The organism is Methylocystis sp. WRRC1, from assembly GCF_020733155.1.
Taxonomy (GTDB): Bacteria; Pseudomonadota; Alphaproteobacteria; order Rhizobiales; family Beijerinckiaceae; genus Methylocystis.
Genome location: NZ_JAJFZJ010000001.1, coordinates 2,165,600 through 2,185,332 on the forward strand (window position 1 = coordinate 2,165,600; position 19,733 = coordinate 2,185,332).

The window sequence follows — 19,733 nt, forward strand, 5'->3', positions numbered from 1 at the left end:
GCCCGGCGCAATGTTTGATTTCATCGCCGCCATGAGCCAGTGTCGCGCCATGACGACGATTTTTCGCCATGGCTTGCGCAGGGGGTTTCTCGGGGCGCTGTGCCTTTTGCTCGTCGCGCGGGCCCATGCGCAGGACGCGCCGAAAGTCTCCATCATCCGCGACGCCGAGATCGAGCAATTGCTGCGCGACTACACCGCGCCGATCTTCAAGGCGGCGGGCATTCATTCCGGCGCGGCCAAGATCATCATCGTCGGCGACAAGAGCTTCAACGCCTTCGTCGCCGACGGGCAGAAGATCTTCATCAACACCGGCGCCCTCGTGGAAGCGAAGACGCCGAACGAGATCATCGGCGTTCTTGCGCATGAGGCCGGCCATATCGCCGGCGGCCATCTCGTGCGCGGACGGCAGGAGCTCGCGCGCGCCACCATTCTTTCCATCGCCGGCATGCTCGCCTCCGCCGGCGCCCTTTACGCCGCCACGACGAGCGGCGCCGCGGGCCGGCGGCAGGGCAATCTCGGCGTCGATTCCGCCGGCATGGCCGGCATCATGCTCGGGCCGCAGGAGGCGGTGAAGCGCTCGCTTCTCTCCTACCAGCGCAGCGAGGAACAGGCCGCCGACCGCGCGGCCGTGAAATTCCTCACCGCCACGCATCAATCGGCGAAAGGCATGCTCACCGTCTTCGAACGCTTCGCCAATGAGGCGATGTTCAAGTCGCAAACGATCGATCCCTATCTCCTGTCGCATCCCTTGCCGACCGAGCGCATCTCGAATCTCGAGGCGGCGGCGAAGGACTCGCCCTATTTCGACGCGGTGGATTCTCCCGCGCTGCAGGCCCGCCACGATCTCATGCGCGCCAAGCTCGTCGGCTTCATGGGCGACGCCGGCGACGCCGCGCGGCGCTACATGTCGGACAATTCCATCGCCGGCCATTACGCGCGCGCCATCGCCGACAACAAGGCCGGGCGGCTGGAGCAGGCGCTCGCCGGGGCGGACGCGCTCATCAAGGTGCAGCCGAAAAATCCTTATTTCTGGGAGCTGAAGGGACAGTTTCTGCTCGAGGCCGCGCGCGCCGAAGAGGCCATCGCGCCACTGCGAAAGGCTGCGGCGCTCGCGCCCGCCGCCGCGCCGATCAAGGCGCTGCTCGGACATGCGCTCGTCGCGACGGAGAATCCCGCCTATACGGACGAAGCGATCCGCGTCCTCTACAACGCGACGCAGCGCGACGAGGATTCGCCGGAAGCGTGGGAATATCTGTCCATGGCCTATTATCGCAAGGGCGACGAGGCGAAAGCGCAACTCGCGGCCGCCGAAGGCCTCTTCGTCGCCGGCAAATATGTCGAGGCGCGCACCCAAGCCACGCGCGCGAAGGCCAAATTCAGGGAAGCCTCGCAGGGCTGGCTGCGCGCCGACGACATTCTCAACTATCGCCCGCCGGGCTCGACCGACGAATGACGATGACGAAGCTTCCGCTCGCGCTCACGCAGGGCGATCCTTCCGGCGTCGGGCCGGAGCTGGCGCTCAAGGCTTACGCGTCGCGTCACGCGCGCAATCTGCCGCCCTTCTTCCTGATCGCCGATCCGGCTCATATTGCGCGCGTCGCGCATGAACTGTCGCTCGACGTCGCGATCGAGGAGACGGGGCCGTCAGAGGCATGCAAGATATTTTCTCGCGCGCTTCCCGTCGCGCCGATCGGCTGCAATGTGCGCGGCGTCGCCGGCGCGCCCGATCCACAGGACGCGCGCGCGACGATTCTCTCCATCGAACGCGCGGTGGAATATGTCGTCGAAGGCGAAGCGCGCGCCGTCGTCACCAATCCGATTGCAAAGTCGGTGCTCTACGCCGCAGGTTTTTCGCATCCCGGTCATACGGAATTTCTGGGCGAACTCGCGCGGCGTCATTACGGCGGCGATTACCGCGCGGTCATGATGCTCTGGGCGGAAGAACTCGCCGTCGTGCCGATCACGATTCACATTCCGCTTGCAGAGGCGCCGAAGCGGCTGACGCGCGCGCTCATCGTCGAAACGGGCGAGATCGTCGCGCGCGACATGCGCGCGCGATTCGACATTGCAAATCCGCGTCTCGCCTTCGCGGGGATCAATCCGCATGCGGGTGAAGATGGCGCGCTCGGCCGCGAGGAGATCGATACGATCGCGCCCGCGATCGCGGAACTGCGCGCGAAGGGAATTGACGCGACGGGCCCCTATCCCGCCGACACGATGTTTCACGCGAGCGCGCGGAAAAAATACGACGTCGCGCTTTGCCCGACGCATGATCAGGCGCTGATCCCGATCAAGACGCTCGCCTTCGATCGCGGCGTAAACGTCACACTGGGCCTTCCCTTCGTGCGCACGTCGCCCGATCACGGAACGGCCTTCGATATTGCCGGAAAGGGCGTGGCGGACGCGACGAGTCTCATCGAGGCGATCAGGCTTGCCGGGCGGATGGCGCCGTGAGCGACGCGCTTCCTCCGCTGCGCGACGTCGTCGCTCGCCACGGACTCGACGCGAAAAAGACGCTCGGCCAGAATTTCCTCTTCGATCTCAATCTCACCGCGCGCATCGCCCGCGCCGCCGGGCCTTTCGCGCATGCTGCCGAAAAGTCGTCAGACTTTTCGGACAAGAGCATGCATGACGAAACGACTACGACAGTCGTCGAAATCGGCCCCGGCCCCGGCGGTCTGACGCGCGCATTGCTGGCGCAGGGCGCGCGCGTCATCGCTGTCGAGCGCGATGCGCGCTGCCTGCCGGCGCTCGCGGAAATCGCGGCCCATTATCCCGGCCGGCTCACGGTCGTCGAGGGCGACGCGCTCGAAATCGACGCAGCCGAACTCGTGCGCGCGCATGGCGCGGGCGGGCCGGCGCGAATATGCGCCAATCTTCCCTACAATGTCGCGACCGCCCTGCTCACCCGCTGGATCGAGGCCGAGCCATGGCCCTCGGTCTTCGACCGTTATGTGCTGATGTTCCAGAAGGAGGTCGCGCTGCGCATCGTCGCGACGCCGGCTCAGCGCGCCGATTACGGGCGCCTCGCCGTGCTCTGCGGCTGGCGCACGAAGGCGCGCATACTTTTCGACGTGTCGCCCGCCGCCTTCACGCCGCCGCCGAAGGTCACGTCGTCCGTCGTGGAGCTCGTCCCCAATCCGTCGCCGCTCGCCTGTGACCCGCGCGCCCTGTTTCGCGTCACGCAGGCGGCTTTTGGGCAGCGCCGCAAGATGCTGCGCCAAAGCCTCAGAACGCTCGGCGTCGACGCGAGCGCCCTGCTGGCGGCGGCGGGGATCGAGGAGACCAAGCGGGCGGAAGAGATCGACGTCCCCGGTTTCGTGGCGCTGGCCAATGCGCTCGCGTCTCACTGACGCTCGCGCAGAAACTCCCGCAGCGCCTGCGCATTGTTCATCGCCTCGTCGCGGGCGGCGTAGAGGAGGGTGATGCGTATCTTGCCGACGAGCGCCTCCAGCGCCTCGAGCTGCTCCCGAGCTTCCGGCGACATCAGCTCCTCGCGAAAGCGGGATCGGAATTCCGCCCAGCGCTCGGGGCGATGGCCGAACCATCGCCGCAGCTCGTGACTTGGCGCGAGATGTCGCGCCCAAAGATCGATCGCGGCGTCTTCCTTCTTCAGCCCGCGCGGCCACAGGCGATCGACGAGCACGCGGGCGCCGTCCTCCGGCTCGGGAGGCTCATAGACGCGCTTGATGAAAAAACCCGGCATGAAACCGAGATAGCGCGGCCGCGCGGAGCGGGAAGCCTCTCTATTCGCTCAGCAATTTTTCGACGAATTCCTCAATGCCGCGCTCGCGCCGCGGCCGCCTCTGGCGCTCGGCGCGCAGGATCGCGATCAGATCGTCGAAGGAGCGCTGGAGGTCGTCGTTGACGATGACATAGTCGTAATCCTTCCAGCGCGCGATCTCCTTGCGGGCGTTTTCGAGCCTGCGTTCGATCACCTCGCGGGAGTCTTCCGCCCGCCGCTCCAGCCGCGCGCGCAGCTCCTTCATCGAAGGCGGCAGGATGAAGACGGTGACCGTATCCGCGCCCATCTTCTCGCGCACCTGGCGCGTGCCCTGATAGTCGATGTCGAAAAGGCAGTCGCGCCCCTGCGCGAGGATCGCCTCCACCGGCGCGCGCGGCGTCCCGTAGAAATTGCCATGCACCTCGGCCCATTCCAGCAATTCGCCGGCGTCGCGCATGGCGACGAACTGGCGCTCGCCGATGAAGCGATAATGGATGCCGTCGACCTCGCTCGTGCGGCGCGAGCGCGTCGTCACCGAGATCGACAGCGTGAGGTCGAGGTCGCGGTCCTGCAGCAGCATCCGCGTTAGCGTGGTCTTGCCGGCGCCCGAAGGAGAGGAAAGGATGAGAACGACGCCGCGACGCAGCGGGAGATTGGTGTCCATATCGACGATTGTCACGAGGGAAGGTTCCCGGCAATAGGCAATCGGCGGCCGCCTGACAACCGCTGCGCGCCGTTACTCGATGTTTTGCACCTGCTCGCGCAATTGCTCGACCTCGATCTTCATTTCGAGGCCGATCGTCGTCAGTGACGAATCATTGGACTTGGCGCACAGCGTATTCGATTCGCGGCCGAGCTCCTGCGACAGGAAGTCGAGCCGCCGGCCGATGGGGCCGCCCTCGGCGATGAGGCGGCGGGCGCTTTCGACATGGGCCTTGAGCCGGTCGAGCTCCTCGCGAATATCGGCCTTCACGGCGATGAGCACCGCCTCCTGATGCAGCCGGGCGGGATCGAGCCCCTCGGCGCTCTCCATCAGCCGCGCGACCTGCTGGGCGAGCCTTTCGCGGATCGCCTCGGGCTGGCGGGCGGGCAGGGCGTCGGCTTCCGCGGAGAGCGTCCCGATCCGCGCCAGACGGTCGCCGAGCGTCTTCGCGAGCGCTGCGCCCTCCATGTGTCGCGAGGCGACCAGCGCGTCCAGCGCGCCTTCGAGGGAGGCGAGAATGGCGGCGTCGAGCGCCGCGCGCTGGGCCTCGTCGTCCTGCGGCTCCACGACCTCGATGACGCCGCGGACGTTGAGCAGTCCGTCGAGCGAGGCGGGGCCGAGATTGGGGTGGAGGGGCACGTCGTCGAGCGCGGCGAGCAGACGGTCGAGCGCGGCGCGATTGACGCGCACAGCGGCTTCCTCATCTGCGCGTTTGGCGGTGAGACTGGCGAAGATGGAGCCGCGCGCGAGGCGGGCGGAGATGGCGGCGCGGGCCTTGATTTCAACGGCGTCGAAAGTCGGCGGAACCCGCAGCCGCAGGTCGAGCCCCTTGGAATTGACGCTTTTCAGCTCCCACGCATAGGACCAGGGCCCGAGGCTTCCCTGCGCGCGGGCGAATCCGGTCATGCTGGCGACTGTCATCGGGACTCCGGGGCGGCGGGCGACGCTCTTTCGCTTATCGGAAACTGGCGCTCGCGGGAACGGTCTTGGCGGAGGTCAGATCCCAGCTCTTGTCGCGCAGCGGATCGAGCGCGGTGCCTTCTGAAGCGTCGAAGGCGCGCGGCCGCGCCCGCTGCGGGGCAGGGGCGAGAGCGATGGGCGCCTCGGCGGTCTGAGTCGCGGGGGCGGCGTCTTCCGGCGAAACCTTCTCGCCCAGCGCCTCGCGGGGCAGTTCGTCCGAGCCGGCCGAGAGGCCGAGTCTCGCGGCGCGGGCCTTCTGCTCGGCGCGGCGCGCGGGCGAGACCGGATAGGCGGCGATGTCGTCATCGGGCAGCGCGCGGCCATCGGCGCTTTCGCGCGCCATCATGTCGGGACCGAGCGGCCCGCCGTCTTCGCCGTCGGCTCCGGGAGCGGCGCCGGAGGCGAGCAGATCGGGATTGAAGCCGCCCGCCTGCGGCGTCTTCAGTTGCGCCGCATCTTCCGTGAAGAAGGGGCGCGCCGGCCTCAGGGCCGCGAACTGGGCGCTCGCCGTTTCCGTGGGATCCTCGAGGCCACCGAGGAAGAAGAAGGCTCCTGCGGGGCCGTATTTTCCGAGGCGGTGCGTGGCTCCGTCGTCCGGGGCCATCGCCCTGCCGGGCGTGTAGTCGTCGTGGGCGCCCGCGACATCGACCAGACGCCCGATCGGCGCCTCCGTCCGCTTGTCGCTTTTCGGCGTTGCGGGAGGAACGGCGGCGGGAGCCGCCTTGTCGGCGTCGAGGCCGTTCTTCTCCTTTTGATCCTTCTCGATCTTTCGCCAGCTCTGGACGTTGCGCGAATGCTGGTCGAGCGATTCGGCGAAGACGTGGCCGCCCGTGCCGTCGGCGACGAAATAAAGGTCGCGGGTGTTTGCCGGATTGGCGGTCGCCTCCAGCGCGGCCTTGCCCGGATTGGCGATCGGGCCGGGCGGCAGGCCGTCAATGGCGTAGGTGTTGTAGGGCGTCCATTTCTCGATTTCGGAGCGCAGGATGCCGCGCCCCAGGCTCGCCTTGCCGCCGACGAGGCCATAGACGATCGTCGGGTCGGACTGCAGACGCATGCCCTTGCGCAGCCGGTTCATGAAGACGGCGGCGACGCGCGGTCGCTCCTCGGTCTTGCCGGTCTCCTTCTCGACGATGGAGGCGAGGGTAACGAGTTCGAAAGGCGTGCGCAGCGGCAGGTCCTTCGCCCGTTTCGCCCAAATGTGTTCGAGAAGCTTGCGCTGGTCCTCCTGCATCTTGGAGATCAGACGCGCGCGCGGAAAGCCGCGCGGGAACTTGTAGGTCTCCGGAAGCAGCGCGCCTTCCTTCGGCGTCTCGATGATGTCGCCCGCCAGCAGGTCCGACTCCCGCAGGCGCTGGGCGATCTGCTCGCTCGTCAGGCCCTCGGGGATGGTCAGGCTGTGCATCAGCACGCGACCGGCGACGAGTTCGTCGATGACCTCGCGAAGGCTGACCTTTTTCTTGAAGAGATATTCGCCCTGTTTCAGCTTCCCGCGCGCGCCCTCCACCATGGTCGCGAAATTCATCAGGCTCGGGCTGTCGATGACGCCTTCGCGTTCGAGCTGGGCGATCATCTCGATCACGTCGCTGCGCGGCGGAATATAGACGATCTTGTCCGCGGCGAGCGGGCCGGGCTCCTTCAGCTTGTGCATCACGGCGATGAAGCCGAAGGCGCCGGCGACCAGCGCGACGAGAAGGAAACTCAGGAAGCCGCTCGTCGCCGACAGCATGCCGTCGCGGCGCTTCTTTTTCTTTGGCGGCGGGGGCGGCGGCGGAGCCTGCGGCTGCAGGGTCTGGGCGCCGCTCTGCAGCGTGGCGCGGCGGCGGAAAAAGGAAGAGCCCTCGTCGGGCTTCGGTTCGGGCCTGGCGTCCACAACGATCGGCGGCGCTGCGGGCTTTGGCTCCGCCGCCTTGACCGGCTCTGGCGTTTTCGGCTCGGTCCGGGGCGCTGCGGCCACGGCCGGCTCCGCCTTCGCGGGATCTGCTTTCGGCGCTTCGGCTTTGGCCGGCTCGTTCCCGGAGGCGTCAGCTTTGGGCGCTTCGGCCTTCGCCGCGGCTGCGGGCGTCGCGTCGGGGGCCTTGGGCTCCGGGGCCTTTGCGGCCGGCTGCGCGGCAGATTCGCTCGCCGGCTTTGGCGCGGCGGCGGCGTCTTTCGCCTCGGCCTGCGGTTCAGCCTTCGCCTTGTCGCCCGTATCGTCGGTGTCGATCATCATGTCACGCCAATCCAACTCACCGCGCCGGGCGGAGAAATCTCACGCAAGCGCTTGTCGCCGAATGACTTACACTATCGGTCATTGTGGCGAATTCAGGAAAGCGGGAACATGGTTAACAGGCGAAAGCGCTAAGCGATACAATTTCGCTCGCGCTATCCCCATTTTGCTCGAAAGGTCGCGCCTTATTGCGGGCGCCGGAAAACAAGCGAGGCGTTGGTGCCGCCGAATCCGAAGGAGTTCGACAGCGCCAGATTTATCTCGCGCGGCCGCGCCTTGTGCGGAACGAGGTCGATCGCCGTTTCCACCGACGGATTGTCGAGATTGCGGGTCGGCGGCGCGATCTGATGGGTCATCGCCAGGATCGTATAAACCGCCTCCACCGCGCCGGCGGCGCCGAGAAGATGGCCGATCGCCGATTTCGTCGACGACATGGAGAGTTTCGGCTCGACATTGCCGATGAGCCGCTCGATCGCCCGCAGCTCGATCTCGTCGCCGAGCGGCGTCGAGGTGCCATGCGCGTTGACGTAATCGATGTCGGTCACCGAGATGTCGGCCCGTTTCAGCGCCGCCTTCATGCAGCGATAGGCGCCGTCGCCGTCGGGAGCCGGGGCCGTAATGTGATGGGCGTCTCCCGACATGCCATAGCCGATCAGCTCGGCGTAAATTTTCGCGCCGCGAGCCCTGGCGTGCTCATATTCCTCCAGCACCACACAGCCGGCGCCTTCTCCGAGCACGAAGCCGTCGCGATCCCTGTCATAGGGCCGGGAGGCCGCTTCGGGCCGATCGTTGAAGCCGGTGGTGAGCGCGCGGCAGGCGGCGAATCCCGCGACGCCAATGCGGTTGACGGGGGATTCCGCGCCGCCGGCGACCATCACGTCGGCGTCGCCCATGGCGATGATCCGGGCGGCGTCGCCGATGGCGTGGGTGCCCGTCGCGCAGGCCGTCACGACCGCGTGATTCGGACCCTTGAGGCCGTGCATGATCGACACGTAGCCGGCGACGAGATTGATGATGCGGCCCGAGACGAAGAAGGGCGACACGCGGCGCGGGCCCTTTTCCTTCAGGGTGATCGAGGTTTCGTAAATGCCGCCCAGGCCGCCGATGCCGGAGCCGATGAGGACGCCGGTGGTTTCCTGCTCCTCGGGCGTCTGCGGCTTCCAGCCGGCGTCTTTCAGCGCCTGCGTGGCGGCGCTGACGCCATAGACGATGAAATCATCGACCTTGCGCTGTTCCTTGGGGTCGAACCATTCGTCGGGGTTGAAGGACCCGTTGGATCCGTCGCCGCGCGGAATGACCGCCGCCACCTGGCATGCGAGATCGTCGACCTCGAATGTGTCTATGCGGCGGAAGCCGTGTTCGCCGGCGACCAGACGCCGCCAGTTTGTTTCAACGCCGCATCCCAAAGGCGACACGACGCCAAGACCGGTGACGACCACCCTGCGCATGGCTTGCACTCGACTTCCTCAAAAACTATCGGACGGCTTCCGACCTTCGAACGACGCCAAAGGCCGGCAGCGGTAAAGAAAAGCGCGCAGCGATGGACGCTCCGCGCTTCCTGGACTTTCGATCGTCAGGCGGCCTTCGCCTTTTCGAGGAACTTCACGGCGTCGCCGACGGTGAGAATGGTCTCCGCCGCGTCGTCCGGAATCTCGACGCCGAACTCTTCCTCGAAAGCCATGACCAGCTCGACGGTGTCGAGCGAATCAGCTCCCAGATCGTCGATGAAATTCGCCTTGTCGACGACCTTTTCGGGCTCGACGCCGAGGTGTTCGACAACGATCTTCTTCACGCGCTCGGCGACATCGCTCATCTCATTAAGTCCCTGTTGCTGTGGTGCTCGCACCAATATCGGCGCCGGCAAGCTCATCAAGCAGCTTGCGACCGCCGTTTCCTCCAAATTATCGAGCGCCAACCGGATTCCAAAAGCGGCGCCGACTGTCAAGCAGCGGCCTGGCCTTCAATCGGGATATACGGCGACGCCGCCCCTCACGCGGCGACGTTCAGGTAACATACTTCGATTGGGTTGGCGAGAGGGCGCGAACTCGTCGCGCCGCCCCCGTCCCGTCTTCGCCGCGCCGCTCCCGGGGGACGACCGCCGCTAGATCATGGCCATGCCGCCGTTGACGTGCAGCGTCTGTCCGGTGACGTAGCCGGCCTCGACGCTGGCGAGATAGACGACGGCCGCGCCGATGTCGGCGCCGGTTCCCAGCCGGCCGGCCGGAACCGCGCCGAGAATTCTCTCTTTCTGGGCGTCCGTGAGCGCGTCGGTCATCGGGCTCTCGATGAAGCCCGGCGCGACGCAATTGACCGTCACGCCGCGCGACGCGACTTCGCCGGCGAGCGACTTCGACATGCCGATCATGCCGGCCTTCGCGGCCGCGTAATTGCCCTGGCCCGGATTGCCGGTGACGCCGACGACCGAGGTGATCCCGATGATTCGGCCGAAGCGCTTTTTCATCATGCCGCGCAGCGCCGCCCGCGACAGGCGGAAGGCGGAGGTGAGATTGATGTTGAGAACGGTGTCCCAATCCTCGTCCTTGAGACGCATGAATAACATGTCGCGTGTCACACCGGCGTTGTTGACGAGAATGTCCAGCCCGCCCATGGCGGCCTCGGCCGCGGGAACGAGTTTCTCGGTTTCGTCCTTGTCGGCGAGATTGCACGGCAGCACATGCGCGCGCGCGCCGATTTCGCCCGCCAGCGTTTCGAGCGCCTCGCGGCGGGTCCCCGACAGCGCCACCGTCGCGCCGGCCGCGTGCAGCGCGCGGGCGATATCCTTGCCGATGCCGCCGCTTGCGCCGGTCACCAGCGCCGTCTTGCCAGTCAGGTCGAACATCTTTCCCCTTCCTCCCATTTCCTTAACGCGTCGGGAAAGCCGTCGCGTCAGGCTGTCGAACTCGGTTTAATAGGAAAACGGACAAAAGCGAGTCCCTCGCGAGAACTGTCTCCTGTTCATGACGGATTGAGCCGGTTCGATGGCGCCAGCGTCGAAATTCCATCGATTTTACACGCAGCTTTCCGGTCAAGTTCGAGTTTAACGAGCAAGTTCAAGGTAGTGACAGGATTGCAACACCGGGAATCTTTCGCCCGATTCGGGCCCGAATTAACCCTCTGTTTGTTGTTTTCGGCGGCGATTTTGACGACACTGTTCCGGCTTGGAGGTTCGCGTCCGATTTTGTCCTTTCAGTCACGGGATGGATGCGGGTCTAAAACGGAATGTGGCTTGAACATAAGGATTGCGACATGAAGACTGCCATCTCGGCGCTCGCCCTGGCGATCGCCCTTTCGGCCGGCGCCGCTCAGGCGGCCGACCTCCCCTCGCGCAAGGCCCCGCCGGCCTACATCCCGCCGCCGCCGGTCATGACCTGGACCGGCTTCTACGCGGGTCTCAACCTCGGCGGCGGCTGGCTGACCAACGGCAGCAACAACGCTGGCTGGGGCTGGACCGGCAATAACAGCAACTCCGGCGGCGTCGTCGGCGGCGGCCAGATCGGCTACAACTATCAGCTGACCCCGATGTTCGTCGTGGGCGCCGAGGCCGACTTCCAGGGCACCAGCATCGGCAGCGGCGGCAACGCCAACAACACCGCCTGGCTGTTGGGCCTCGGCTGGGGCAACGGCGGCGCTTCGGCCCGCCTCAACTGGTTCGGCACGGTCCGCGGCCGTCTCGGCCTGACCTTCCCGAGCATGCCCACCCTGCTGCTGTACGGCACGGGCGGCTTCGCTTACGGCGAGATCGCCAGCAACGGCGGCTTCTCGAGCTGGAACACGACCGGCACCGGCTGGACCGCCGGCGGCGGCGCCGAGTGGATGTTCTGGCCGAACTGGTCGGCCAAGGTCGAGTACCTCTACACCCAGCTTTCCGGCAACAACGGCAACAACGCCAACTGGGCCGGCTGGGGCTGGAACGGCGGCAACAATTTCCGCACGAACACCCGCTTCCACACGGTTCGCGCGGGCATCAACTATCACTTTAACTTCGGCGCTCCGGCTCCGGTGTTGGCGAGCTACTGATCGGCTTTCCAGTCGAGAAGCAGAAAGCCCGGCCGCAAGGCCGGGCTTTTTTGTTTGGCCGTCCGTCGCCGATCAGACGAAGGCGCGATAGGCGTCCAGATCGGCCGGCGCGCCGACGGAAATTCCCGCCGCCTGCGGCGCGATTCGCTTCAGCAGGCCCGCGAGCACCTTTCCCGAGCCGCATTCGACGAATTTGGTCACGCCCTGCCCGGCGATGAAGGCGACGCATTCGCGCCAGCGCACCGCGCCCGTCACCTGCTCGACGAGAAGCTTGCGGATCAATTCCGGATCACTGACCGGCGCCGCCGTGACATTGGCGACGACGGGAACGCAGGGCGCGGCAATCTTCGCGCCCGCGAGCGCCTCTGCCATGGCGTCGGCGGCGGGCTGCATCAGCGCGCAATGGAAGGGAGCGGAAACCGGCAGAAGCACGGCGCGCTTGATTCCCTTTTCCTTCGCGATGTCCATCGCCTTCTCCACGGCGGCCTTCGCGCCGGAGATCACGACCTGCCCGCCGCCATTGTCGTTGGCGACCTGACAGCAGGCGGAGAGCGCCGCCGCCGCGGCCCCAGCGATTTCCCGCGCCTGATCGAGTTCGGCGCCGAGCAGCGCCGCCATGGCGCCCTCGCCCACCGGAACAGCCTTCTGCATGGCGTCGCCGCGGATGCGCAGGAGCTTCGCCGTGTCGGCGATCGTCAGCGCGCCGGCGGCGGCGAGCGCCGAATATTCGCCGAGCGAATGGCCGGCGACGAAGGCGGCGTCGCGCCGAAGATCGAGGCCGCATTCCGCCTCGAGCACGCGAATGGCGGCGAGAGAGACGGCCATCAGCGCCGGCTGGGCGTTGGCGGTGAGCGTCAGCTCCGCCTCGGGGCCTTCGAACATCAGTCTGGAGAGCGGCTGCGACAGCGCGGAATCGACTTCCTCGAACACGCCGCGCGCCGCAGCGAATTGGTCGGCGAGCGCCTTGCCCATGCCGACCGCCTGAGACCCCTGTCCGGGAAAAATGAACGCCTTGGACATTACCCGCCCCCGCTCCTCGCTTTTGATGGCTTTGCGCCGCGATTGGACTGCGGGGGCGGGCGTGTCAAGGTCGAAGGATCATTAGCGGAGGATCTCGACCATGACCTCGTTGCGTCTGTTGAAGGGCAGCGTCCAGGGCGGATCGTAGAAGGCGTAGAGCGGTCCGCTTTGCGCCACGAGGCGATTCTTCTTCAGGAAATCCGCCAGTTTCGCCGCGTTGAGGGCAAGATCGTTGTCACTGACGAGGCCGGAGAAGCGAATCGCCGCCATGCGTTTGCCCGGGACCTCGACGAGCCGCACCTCGGGATTGTTGGGGCGGGGCAGGGCCGCCATGTCATATTGCGCCGGCATGGTGAAGCGGATGCGCCAGCCGTCCTCCGAGCGCTCCTGTGCGACCGGCGCGGTCATTGAGATTTTCGCGCCTTTTTCCTGCACGACGGGGGCGGTCATGGCGATCTTTCCGCCCGGCTGGTTGTCGCCGAAAATATAGCCGGCGAGGCGGCGGAAGCCTTGTGAAATGGCCGCGTCGCGCTCGCCGGCGACCGTCGTCTCAGCGACGATCTGCGGCGCATAGTCGCGGATCTCGATATCGTCCAGGGACGTGACGACCGAATATCGCGCATGTTCCACGTCGGAATCCGCGAGGGAGGGGGCTGTCGCGAATAGTCCGAGCAGGATGACTATGGAACGCCGCATCTTCTCCTCCTTGGCGACAAGGAAAAACCTTGCGTCGCTTTCGAGATAGGCCGCGGGGCGCCAATGGATCGCGATTTTTCGCCAGCGTTCAGCCGGCGTCGCGGCCTCTCACCAGCTCCTCCACCACCCCCGGGTCCGCAAGCGTCGACGTATCCCCGAGCGCCCCGAACTCTCCTTCGGCGATCTTGCGCAGAATCCGCCGCATGATCTTGCCGGAGCGGGTCTTGGGCAGGCCCGGCGCGAACTGGATCACGTCGGGGGTCGCGATGGGGCCGATTTCCTCGCGCACCCATTTCACGAGCTCCTTGCGCAGATGCCCGGTCGGCTGAACCCCGTCGATCAGCGTCACATAGGCGTAGACGCCCTGACCCTTGAGATCGTGCGGATAGCCCACGACGGCGGCCTCCGAGACCTTCTCATGGGCGACGAGGGCGCTCTCGATCTCCGCCGTGCCGAGGCGGTGGCCGGAGACGTTGATGACGTCGTCGACGCGGCCCGTGATCCAGTAATAGCCGTCGGCGTCCCGCCGCGCGCCGTCGCCGGTGAAATATTTGCCGGGATAGGCGGAGAAGTAGGTTTGCGCGAAGCGCTCGTGATCGCCGAAGACCGTGCGCATCTGCCCCGGCCATGAATCGGCGATGACGAGATTGCCCTCGCAGGCCCCTTCCAGCACCGCGCCCGTCGCGTCCACGATCTCCGGCGCGACGCCGAACAGCGGCCGCGTCGCGGAGCCGGGCTTGAGCGCCGTCGCGCCCGGCAGGGGCGCGATGAGTATGCCGCCGGTCTCCGTCTGCCACCAGGTGTCGACGATGGGGCAGCGGCCCTCGCCCACGACGCGGTGATACCACTCCCAGGCTTCCGGATTGATCGGCTCTCCCACGGAGCCGAGCAGCCGCAGCGACTTCCGGCCCGTTTTCTTCACGGGCTCCTCGCCCGCCGCCATCAGCGCGCGAATCGCGGTCGGCGCCGTGTAGAAGATGTTGACGCCATGCTTGTCGACGATCTCCCAGAAGCGCGAGACAGTCGGATAATTCGGCACGCCCTCGAACATCAGCGTCGTCGCGCCGTTGGCGAGCGGCCCATAGAGAATATAGCTGTGGCCCGTCACCCAGCCGACATCGGCCGTGCACCAGTAGACGTCCCCGTCGCGGTAGTCGAAGACCATCTCATGCGTCAACGCGGCGTAGACGAGATAGCCGCCGGTCGTGTGCAACACGCCCTTGGGTTTCCCCGTCGAGCCCGACGTATAGAGAATGAACAGCGGGTCCTCCGCGCCCATCTCCGCATAGGGGCAATCGGCGGGGACGCTCGCGGCTTCTTCCTCATAACGGAAGTCGCGGCCGGGGATCATGTCCACCTCCGCGCCGGTGCGCGTCACCATGATCACGGTTTTCGCCGGCGTCTTTTCGAGCGCAGCGTCCACATTGTTCTTCAGCGGCACCTTGCGCCCGCCGCGCAGCCCCTCGTCGGCGGTGACGATCACGTCGGAGGCCGCATCCTCGATGCGCCCCGCAAGCGCCTCCGGCGAGAAGCCGCCGAAGACCACCGAATGAATCGCGCCGATCCGGGCGCAGGCCAGCATGGCGTAGGCCGCCTCGGGAATCATCGGCAGATAGATCGTCACGCGGTCGCCCTTCCTGACACCGTGCTTCTTCAGCACATTGGCGAAGCGGCAGACATGCTCGTGCAATTCGCCATAGGTGATGTGGCGAGAGACGGAGGGCTCGTCGCCTTCCCAGATGATCGCGGTCTGGCTGGCGCGGTGGGGCAGGTGACGGTCGACGCAATTCATCGACACATTGGTCGTGCCGTCCTCGAACCATCTGATCGAAACATTATGAGTGTCGAAACTCGTGTGCTTCACATTCGTGAAGGGCCTGATCCAGTCGATGCGCTCCGCCTCCCGCGCCCAGAAGGCGTCCGGGTCGTTCCGCGACAGTTCATAGAGCGCGCGATATTCCGCCTCATTGACGCGGGCGGAGGTCCTCCAGTCGTCGGGGACGGGGTAGATTTTCTCGGACATTTATTCCTCGCCTCGCATCGGATTTTTCATTCGCGCCGCCGGGCGCGTCACGCCCGTCTTCGACGCCGCCGCCCTGTCACTTCTGCGCATTCTTCGCGCCCGAGAGCCGCGCAATGTCGACATTGTGCTGCATGCGCCGCATCATCAGCCGCATCAGGTAAAAGCCGAATTGCGGATTTTGCGCCGCGAGCTGCAACAGGTCGTCGTAGCGCACGCAAAGCAGCTCGATGTCCGTCGCCGCCACGGCGGTCGCGGTGCGGCGGTTCTCCTCGGTGAAAAGGCCCATTTCGCCGAAGAAGGCGCCGGGCTTGAGCGTGACGCAGGGTTCGAGCAGGGAGACTTCGCCGCGCACCAGCACATAGGCTTCTTCGGCGAGGTCGCCCTTGTAATGCAGCGTGAAACCCTGCGGCAGCTTCAGCTGCTTCATGTAGGGCCGCAGCCACTCATAGTCGAAATCGCCCCTCGTCGCGCTCTGCGTCGCCGAGCGGATGTCGGAGACGAGCCGCCGCATCTGCCGCAGCCGGAAGACGTTGATCGGGACCATCAGCGCATTGAGCGCGAAAAGCGGCAGATAGCCCTTCAGGAAAAAATAGGCGGCGAAGAGCGCGTTGGCGAGGATGGCCGCGATGCGCAGCGGGATCATCGTGTTCGACACGAAGACGAACACGTTGGCCGCCGCGGCGAGATAGCCGACCGCCTCGATGAAAATGGGATTCATGCGCTTGTCTTGAGAGGCGCCAGAGTGACCACGGCGGCGATACTAAAGCAAAATCGGCCGCCCGGAATAGGGCGCCCTTTGCGCGCGGGCGCCCGATTTGATAAACGGCGCTGGATTATCCGGGGAGCCGCACCCTCTTTTCCCGCGCGCGGGGAGAGGGGATGACGCCGCCGTAACAAGGCCGAACGATGCAGAAATTCACCACGCTTACCGGCGTCGCGGCGCCGATGCCGATCATGAACGTCGACACGGACATGATCATCCCCAAGCAATATCTGAAGACGATCGCCCGCACGGGGCTGGGCAAGGGCCTTTTCTCTGAAATGCGCTACCGCGAGGACGGCTCCGAGAATCCGGATTTCGTGCTCAATCAGCCAGCCTATCGCAACGCGAGCATCCTCGTCGCCGGCGACAATTTCGGCTGCGGCTCGTCGCGCGAACACGCCCCCTGGGCGCTGCTCGACTTCGGCCTGCGCTGCATCATCTCCACGAGCTTCGCCGACATTTTCTATAATAACTGCTTCAAGAACGGCATTCTGCCGATCAAGGTGACGCAGGCCGAACTCGACAAGCTGATGGACGACGCCAAACGCGGCGCCAACGCCACGATGACGATCGACCTCGAAGCCCAGGAGATTCGCGGACCGGACGGCGGCGTGGTGAAGTTCGACATCGATCCCTTCCGCAGGCATTGCCTGCTGAACGGCCTCGACGACATCGGCCTGACGCTCCAGCGGGCCGACAAGATCGACGCCTATGAAAAAGCGGCGGCGCAGTCGCGTCCCTGGGCCTGACTCTTATGGCTGAAATCGCGTGAATGATTTAGAGCGTCTTGCAATGGCCAAGCTTGGCCGCGGGGCGCACTTGCGGAGGGTAAGGGGCGGGCCGCAAAAATCTTTCCTGTGCTTCTTCCTTCGTGACGGACGCTTCGTTTGAATTATCTGACCGCCCTTTCGACGCGCCTGCGCGCCGCCCTCGAGCCCCTGAGCCGGGCTTTCGGCGTGGCGCAGGCGCGTTTGACGAATCGGCGGTCGCACAAGCTGGACAATTTGGCGGAGGCGGAGGATCTCGGCGCCGAAAATTTAGGCGCCGATGCGCCGCCGGAAGATGCGCCGGCCTGGGCCAGAGCGAAAACCGCGCCCGAGCCCGGCGGCTCTGACGCCGCCTTCTCCCCCGGCTCCTATCTCGAAGGGCCCGGCCATGACGGGCAGGGGCTGCTCTCGGTCCATAATCTCGCAAAGTCCTACAAGGCCCGCCGGGTGGTCGAGGATGTCAGCCTGCATGTCAAGCGGGGCGAGGCGGTCGGTCTGCTGGGCCCCAATGGCGCGGGAAAGACCACTGTTTTCTATATGATCACGGGTCTCGTGAAACCCGACAGGGGCGTCATCTCGCTCGATGGCTATGACGTGACGCCGCTCCCCATGTATCGCCGCGCACGGCTCGGCATCGGCTATCTGCCGCAGGAGGCCTCTGTCTTCCGCGGCCTCTCGGTCGAGGACAATATCCGCGCCGTCCTGGAGATCACCCAGCCCGACGAGAAAAAGCGCGAGGAAGAGCTGGAGGCGCTGCTCGACGAGTTTCGCCTTACCCGCATGCGGCATACCCCCGCGGTCGCGCTATCGGGCGGCGAGCGGCGCCGTTGTGAAATCGCGCGCGCGCTGGCGGGCCATCCGTCCTTCATGCTGCTCGACGAACCCTTCGCCGGCATCGATCCGATCGCGGTCGGCGGCATTCAGGACCTCGTGCGCCATCTCAAGGCTCGCGGCATCGGCGTGCTCATCACGGACCACAGCGTCCGCGAGACGCTGGGTCTGACGGACCGCGCCTATATCATCTACAACGGCCATGTGCTGACAGAAGGCCCGCCGGAGGAGATCGTCGCCAATCCGGACGTCCGACGCATCTATCTCGGCGAAGATTTCAAGATGTAATTGCGCGAATTGGGGGACGGTTGATTAACCCTTAGGCGTTTCGCCGCCTCCGGCGCCGAATGTTTGGCCCTGCGAAGCTGCGCCCGTCATGCTATAAGCAAGAAATGGGCCGTGCAGCGCGGCGTTGAGCGTGCGAGTGGGCGCAATGGCGATTTCGACCAAGCTGATGATGCGCCAGGGCCAGTCCCTGGTGATGACCCCCCAGCTTCTTCAGGCGATCAAGCTGCTGCAATTCTCCAATCTGGAGCTTTCCGCCTTCCTCCACGACGAACTCGAGCGCAACCCGCTGCTCGAGGCGCAGGAAGGCGATGGCGGACCCGAACCCCGCGAGTCGCAGGACGCGGACTTCGTCGCCGAAGCAGCTGATGGCGAACCTCACGAAGGCGATTGGGCGCAGGACTCGCTTGCGATCGATTCGGCCACGCTTTCCGCCGATCTCGGCGCCGACGTCAGCAACGCCTTCGAGCCGGAAGGGCCGGCCGTCTCGCGCGAAGCCCCCCGCGAGGCGATGGAAGGCGCCGGTCTGTCCGCCACCTCCTGGAACGGTTCCGCCGGCGGCGGCGGCGAAGACGGCGAGGCGCCGAATCTCGAAGCCTATGTCGCCGCGCGTCCGAGCCTGCACGAACACCTCGCCGAACAGCTCGCGCTGGCGCTCCCCGATCCGCGCCAGCGCATCATCGGCCAGGCGATCATCGACGGAATCGACGAGACCGGCTATCTGCGCGAAAGCCTCGCCGACATCACGGAGCGGCTCGATGCCGATCCGGCCGAGGCGGAAGCGATCCTCGCAACGATCCAGAGTTTCGAGCCCTCCGGCGTCGGCGCCCGCGATCTTTCGGAATGTCTCGCAATCCAGCTGAAGGAGCGGGACCGCTATGACCCCGCCATGCAGATCTTCGTCGCCAATCTGCCGCTCGTCGCGAGACGCGACTTCGCCCAGCTCGCGAAGCTCTGCGGCGTCGACGCCGAAGACATAGCCGACATGGCGGCGGAGCTGCGCCGGCTCGATCCCAAGCCCGGCCGCGCCTTCGGCGACGCGCCGATCCAGCCGCTCGTCGCCGACGTCATCGTGCGCGCCGCGTCCGACGGCTCCTGGCTCGTTGAGCTGAACTCCGACGCCCTGCCGCGCGTGCTGGTCAATCACAGCTATGCGGCCAAGGTCAGCGCCGGCGCCCGCGACGGCGACAAGACCTTCATCTCCAATTGCCTTCAGAACGCCAACTGGCTGACGAAGAGCCTCGAGCAGCGCAGCCGCACCATTCTGAAGGTCGCCTCCGAAATCGTGCGGCTCCAGGACGCCTTTCTCGACAAGGGCGTCGAGCATCTGCGGCCGCTCAATCTGCGCACCATCGCCGACGCCATCGGCATGCACGAATCAACCGTCTCGCGCGTCACCTCCAACAAATACATGATGACGCCCCGCGGCATCTTCGAGCTCAAATATTTCTTCTCGGCCTCCATCGCGACGACGAGCGGCGGCGAGGCGCATTCGGCTGAATCCGTCCGGTTCCGCATCAAGCAGATGATCGATCGGGAAAGCGCCGACGACGTTCTCTCCGACGACGCCATCGTGGCGCGGCTCAAGGCGATCGACATCGACATCGCGCGGCGCACCGTCGCCAAATATCGCGACAGCCTGCGGATTCCGTCGTCGGTCGACCGGCGGCGGGCGAAAATGGCGCTGGCGCGCGAGCAGGCGGCGCTGCAGGCGCACTGACCTCGCGGCCTTGCGGGG

General features: G+C 65.9%; 18 protein-coding genes. 7 read left to right on the forward strand and 11 right to left on the reverse strand.

The features are described 5' to 3' along the window. Positions 1-10 precede the first annotated feature (10 nt). Genes LG047_RS10480 through rsmA form a run of 3 tightly spaced genes read left to right on the forward strand, consistent with a single transcriptional unit; the run spans position 11 to position 3,353 of the window. Complete coding sequence (locus LG047_RS10480) at positions 11-1,453, forward strand: M48 family metalloprotease (RefSeq protein WP_227966574.1); 1,443 nt, start codon at positions 11-13, stop codon at positions 1,451-1,453. 2 nt (positions 1,454-1,455) lie between these two features. Next, complete coding sequence (gene pdxA / locus LG047_RS10485; RefSeq protein ID WP_227966575.1) at positions 1,456-2,454, forward strand: 4-hydroxythreonine-4-phosphate dehydrogenase PdxA; 999 nt, start codon at positions 1,456-1,458, stop codon at positions 2,452-2,454. Continuing rightward, on the forward strand, positions 2,451-3,353 hold the full coding sequence (gene rsmA / locus LG047_RS10490) for a 16S rRNA (adenine(1518)-N(6)/adenine(1519)-N(6))-dimethyltransferase RsmA (protein ID WP_227966576.1): 903 nt from the start codon (positions 2,451-2,453) through the stop codon (positions 3,351-3,353). Before pdxA ends, rsmA begins: the two co-directional genes overlap by 4 nt. Here the strand turns inward: rsmA and LG047_RS10495 are convergent. The 7 genes from LG047_RS10495 to fabG form a co-directional block, all read right to left on the reverse strand. Beyond that, positions 3,347-3,706 carry a DUF488 domain-containing protein gene (locus tag LG047_RS10495; RefSeq protein WP_227966577.1) on the reverse strand — a complete coding sequence of 120 codons (360 nt, stop codon included), beginning with the start codon at positions 3,704-3,706 and terminating at the stop codon, positions 3,347-3,349. The genes rsmA and LG047_RS10495 overlap by 7 nt on opposite strands. Before the next feature lie 40 nt (positions 3,707-3,746). After that, complete coding sequence (gmk, locus tag LG047_RS10500) at positions 3,747-4,388, reverse strand: guanylate kinase (protein WP_036284541.1); 642 nt, start codon at positions 4,386-4,388, stop codon at positions 3,747-3,749. 72 nt (positions 4,389-4,460) lie between these two features. Continuing rightward, positions 4,461-5,348, reverse strand: a complete 888-nt coding sequence (locus LG047_RS10505) for a YicC/YloC family endoribonuclease (protein WP_036284544.1) — start codon at positions 5,346-5,348, stop codon at positions 4,461-4,463. Positions 5,349-5,382: 34 nt separating this feature from the next. Then, entirely contained in the window at positions 5,383-7,596 is a 2,214-nt protein-coding gene (mltG, locus tag LG047_RS10510; protein WP_227966578.1) for an endolytic transglycosylase MltG, read from the reverse strand. A 182-nt stretch (positions 7,597-7,778) separates the two neighbouring features. Next, complete coding sequence (gene fabF, locus LG047_RS10515) at positions 7,779-9,041, reverse strand: beta-ketoacyl-ACP synthase II (RefSeq protein ID WP_227966579.1); 1,263 nt, start codon at positions 9,039-9,041, stop codon at positions 7,779-7,781. 125 nt (positions 9,042-9,166) lie between these two features. Next, positions 9,167-9,406, reverse strand: a complete 240-nt coding sequence (locus LG047_RS10520; RefSeq protein ID WP_016918578.1) for an acyl carrier protein — start codon at positions 9,404-9,406, stop codon at positions 9,167-9,169. A 288-nt stretch (positions 9,407-9,694) separates the two neighbouring features. Beyond that, positions 9,695-10,432, reverse strand: coding sequence for a 3-oxoacyl-[acyl-carrier-protein] reductase (gene fabG, locus LG047_RS10525; protein WP_227966580.1), 738 nt, complete (start codon positions 10,430-10,432; stop codon positions 9,695-9,697). Between the two features lie 407 nt (positions 10,433-10,839). Here fabG and LG047_RS10530 point away from each other — a divergent pair, with 407 nt between their 5' ends. Further along, positions 10,840-11,610 carry an outer membrane protein gene (locus tag LG047_RS10530; protein WP_036288473.1) on the forward strand — a complete coding sequence of 257 codons (771 nt, stop codon included), beginning with the start codon at positions 10,840-10,842 and terminating at the stop codon, positions 11,608-11,610. Positions 11,611-11,682: 72 nt separating this feature from the next. Here the strand turns inward: LG047_RS10530 and fabD are convergent, their stop codons facing one another. From fabD to LG047_RS10550, 4 genes are all read right to left on the reverse strand, one after another. After that, on the reverse strand, positions 11,683-12,630 hold the full coding sequence (gene fabD / locus LG047_RS10535) for an ACP S-malonyltransferase (RefSeq protein ID WP_227966581.1): 948 nt from the start codon (positions 12,628-12,630) through the stop codon (positions 11,683-11,685). A gap of 81 nt (positions 12,631-12,711) precedes the next feature. Further along, positions 12,712-13,326 (reverse strand): heme-binding protein, encoded by a 615-nt coding sequence (locus LG047_RS10540; protein ID WP_227966582.1) that lies wholly within the window; start codon positions 13,324-13,326, stop codon positions 12,712-12,714. Between the two features lie 88 nt (positions 13,327-13,414). Continuing rightward, positions 13,415-15,349 (reverse strand): acetate--CoA ligase, encoded by a 1,935-nt coding sequence (acs, locus tag LG047_RS10545; RefSeq protein ID WP_227966583.1) that lies wholly within the window; start codon positions 15,347-15,349, stop codon positions 13,415-13,417. Positions 15,350-15,425: 76 nt separating this feature from the next. Next, complete coding sequence (locus LG047_RS10550) at positions 15,426-16,067, reverse strand: Crp/Fnr family transcriptional regulator (protein ID WP_036284562.1); 642 nt, start codon at positions 16,065-16,067, stop codon at positions 15,426-15,428. Positions 16,068-16,255: 188 nt separating this feature from the next. On the opposite strand from LG047_RS10550, the gene leuD reads away from it, so the two are divergent. From leuD to rpoN, 3 genes are all read left to right on the forward strand, one after another. Beyond that, a complete protein-coding gene (gene leuD / locus LG047_RS10555) occupies positions 16,256-16,861 on the forward strand; it encodes a 3-isopropylmalate dehydratase small subunit (protein ID WP_036284565.1) in 606 nt (201 codons plus the stop codon). Between the two features lie 207 nt (positions 16,862-17,068). Beyond that, positions 17,069-17,998, forward strand: coding sequence for an LPS export ABC transporter ATP-binding protein (lptB, locus tag LG047_RS10560; RefSeq protein WP_370635070.1), 930 nt, complete (start codon positions 17,069-17,071; stop codon positions 17,996-17,998). 145 nt (positions 17,999-18,143) lie between these two features. Then, positions 18,144-19,715: an RNA polymerase factor sigma-54 gene (gene rpoN / locus LG047_RS10565; protein WP_227966585.1), complete on the forward strand. Its 1,572-nt coding sequence runs from the start codon at positions 18,144-18,146 to the stop codon at positions 19,713-19,715. Positions 19,716-19,733: the final 18 nt, after the last annotated feature.

Excerpts from the sequence above, each read along its gene's own strand:
- pdxA (WP_227966575.1), top strand. The coding sequence starts at position 1,456 with ATGACGAAGCTTCCGCTCGCGCTCACGCAGGGCGATCCTTCCGGCGTC.
- LG047_RS10550 (WP_036284562.1), bottom strand. The coding sequence starts at position 16,067 with ATGAATCCCATTTTCATCGAGGCGGTCGGCTATCTCGCCGCGGCGGCC.
- fabD (WP_227966581.1), bottom strand. The coding sequence starts at position 12,630 with ATGTCCAAGGCGTTCATTTTTCCCGGACAGGGGTCTCAGGCGGTCGGC.
- LG047_RS10495 (WP_227966577.1), bottom strand. The coding sequence starts at position 3,706 with ATGCCGGGTTTTTTCATCAAGCGCGTCTATGAGCCTCCCGAGCCGGAG.
- acs (WP_227966583.1), bottom strand. The coding sequence starts at position 15,349 with ATGTCCGAGAAAATCTACCCCGTCCCCGACGACTGGAGGACCTCCGCC.
- fabG (WP_227966580.1), bottom strand. The coding sequence starts at position 10,432 with ATGTTCGACCTGACTGGCAAGACGGCGCTGGTGACCGGCGCAAGCGGC.
- LG047_RS10480 (WP_227966574.1), top strand. The coding sequence starts at position 11 with ATGTTTGATTTCATCGCCGCCATGAGCCAGTGTCGCGCCATGACGACG.
- mltG (WP_227966578.1), bottom strand. The coding sequence starts at position 7,596 with ATGATGATCGACACCGACGATACGGGCGACAAGGCGAAGGCTGAACCG.
- leuD (WP_036284565.1), top strand. The coding sequence starts at position 16,256 with ATGCAGAAATTCACCACGCTTACCGGCGTCGCGGCGCCGATGCCGATC.
- fabF (WP_227966579.1), bottom strand. The coding sequence starts at position 9,041 with ATGCGCAGGGTGGTCGTCACCGGTCTTGGCGTCGTGTCGCCTTTGGGA.
- gmk (WP_036284541.1), bottom strand. The coding sequence starts at position 4,388 with ATGGACACCAATCTCCCGCTGCGTCGCGGCGTCGTTCTCATCCTTTCC.
- LG047_RS10540 (WP_227966582.1), bottom strand. The coding sequence starts at position 13,326 with ATGCGGCGTTCCATAGTCATCCTGCTCGGACTATTCGCGACAGCCCCC.
- LG047_RS10530 (WP_036288473.1), top strand. The coding sequence starts at position 10,840 with ATGAAGACTGCCATCTCGGCGCTCGCCCTGGCGATCGCCCTTTCGGCC.
- LG047_RS10505 (WP_036284544.1), bottom strand. The coding sequence starts at position 5,348 with ATGACAGTCGCCAGCATGACCGGATTCGCCCGCGCGCAGGGAAGCCTC.
- rpoN (WP_227966585.1), top strand. The coding sequence starts at position 18,144 with ATGGCGATTTCGACCAAGCTGATGATGCGCCAGGGCCAGTCCCTGGTG.
- LG047_RS10520 (WP_016918578.1), bottom strand. The coding sequence starts at position 9,406 with ATGAGCGATGTCGCCGAGCGCGTGAAGAAGATCGTTGTCGAACACCTC.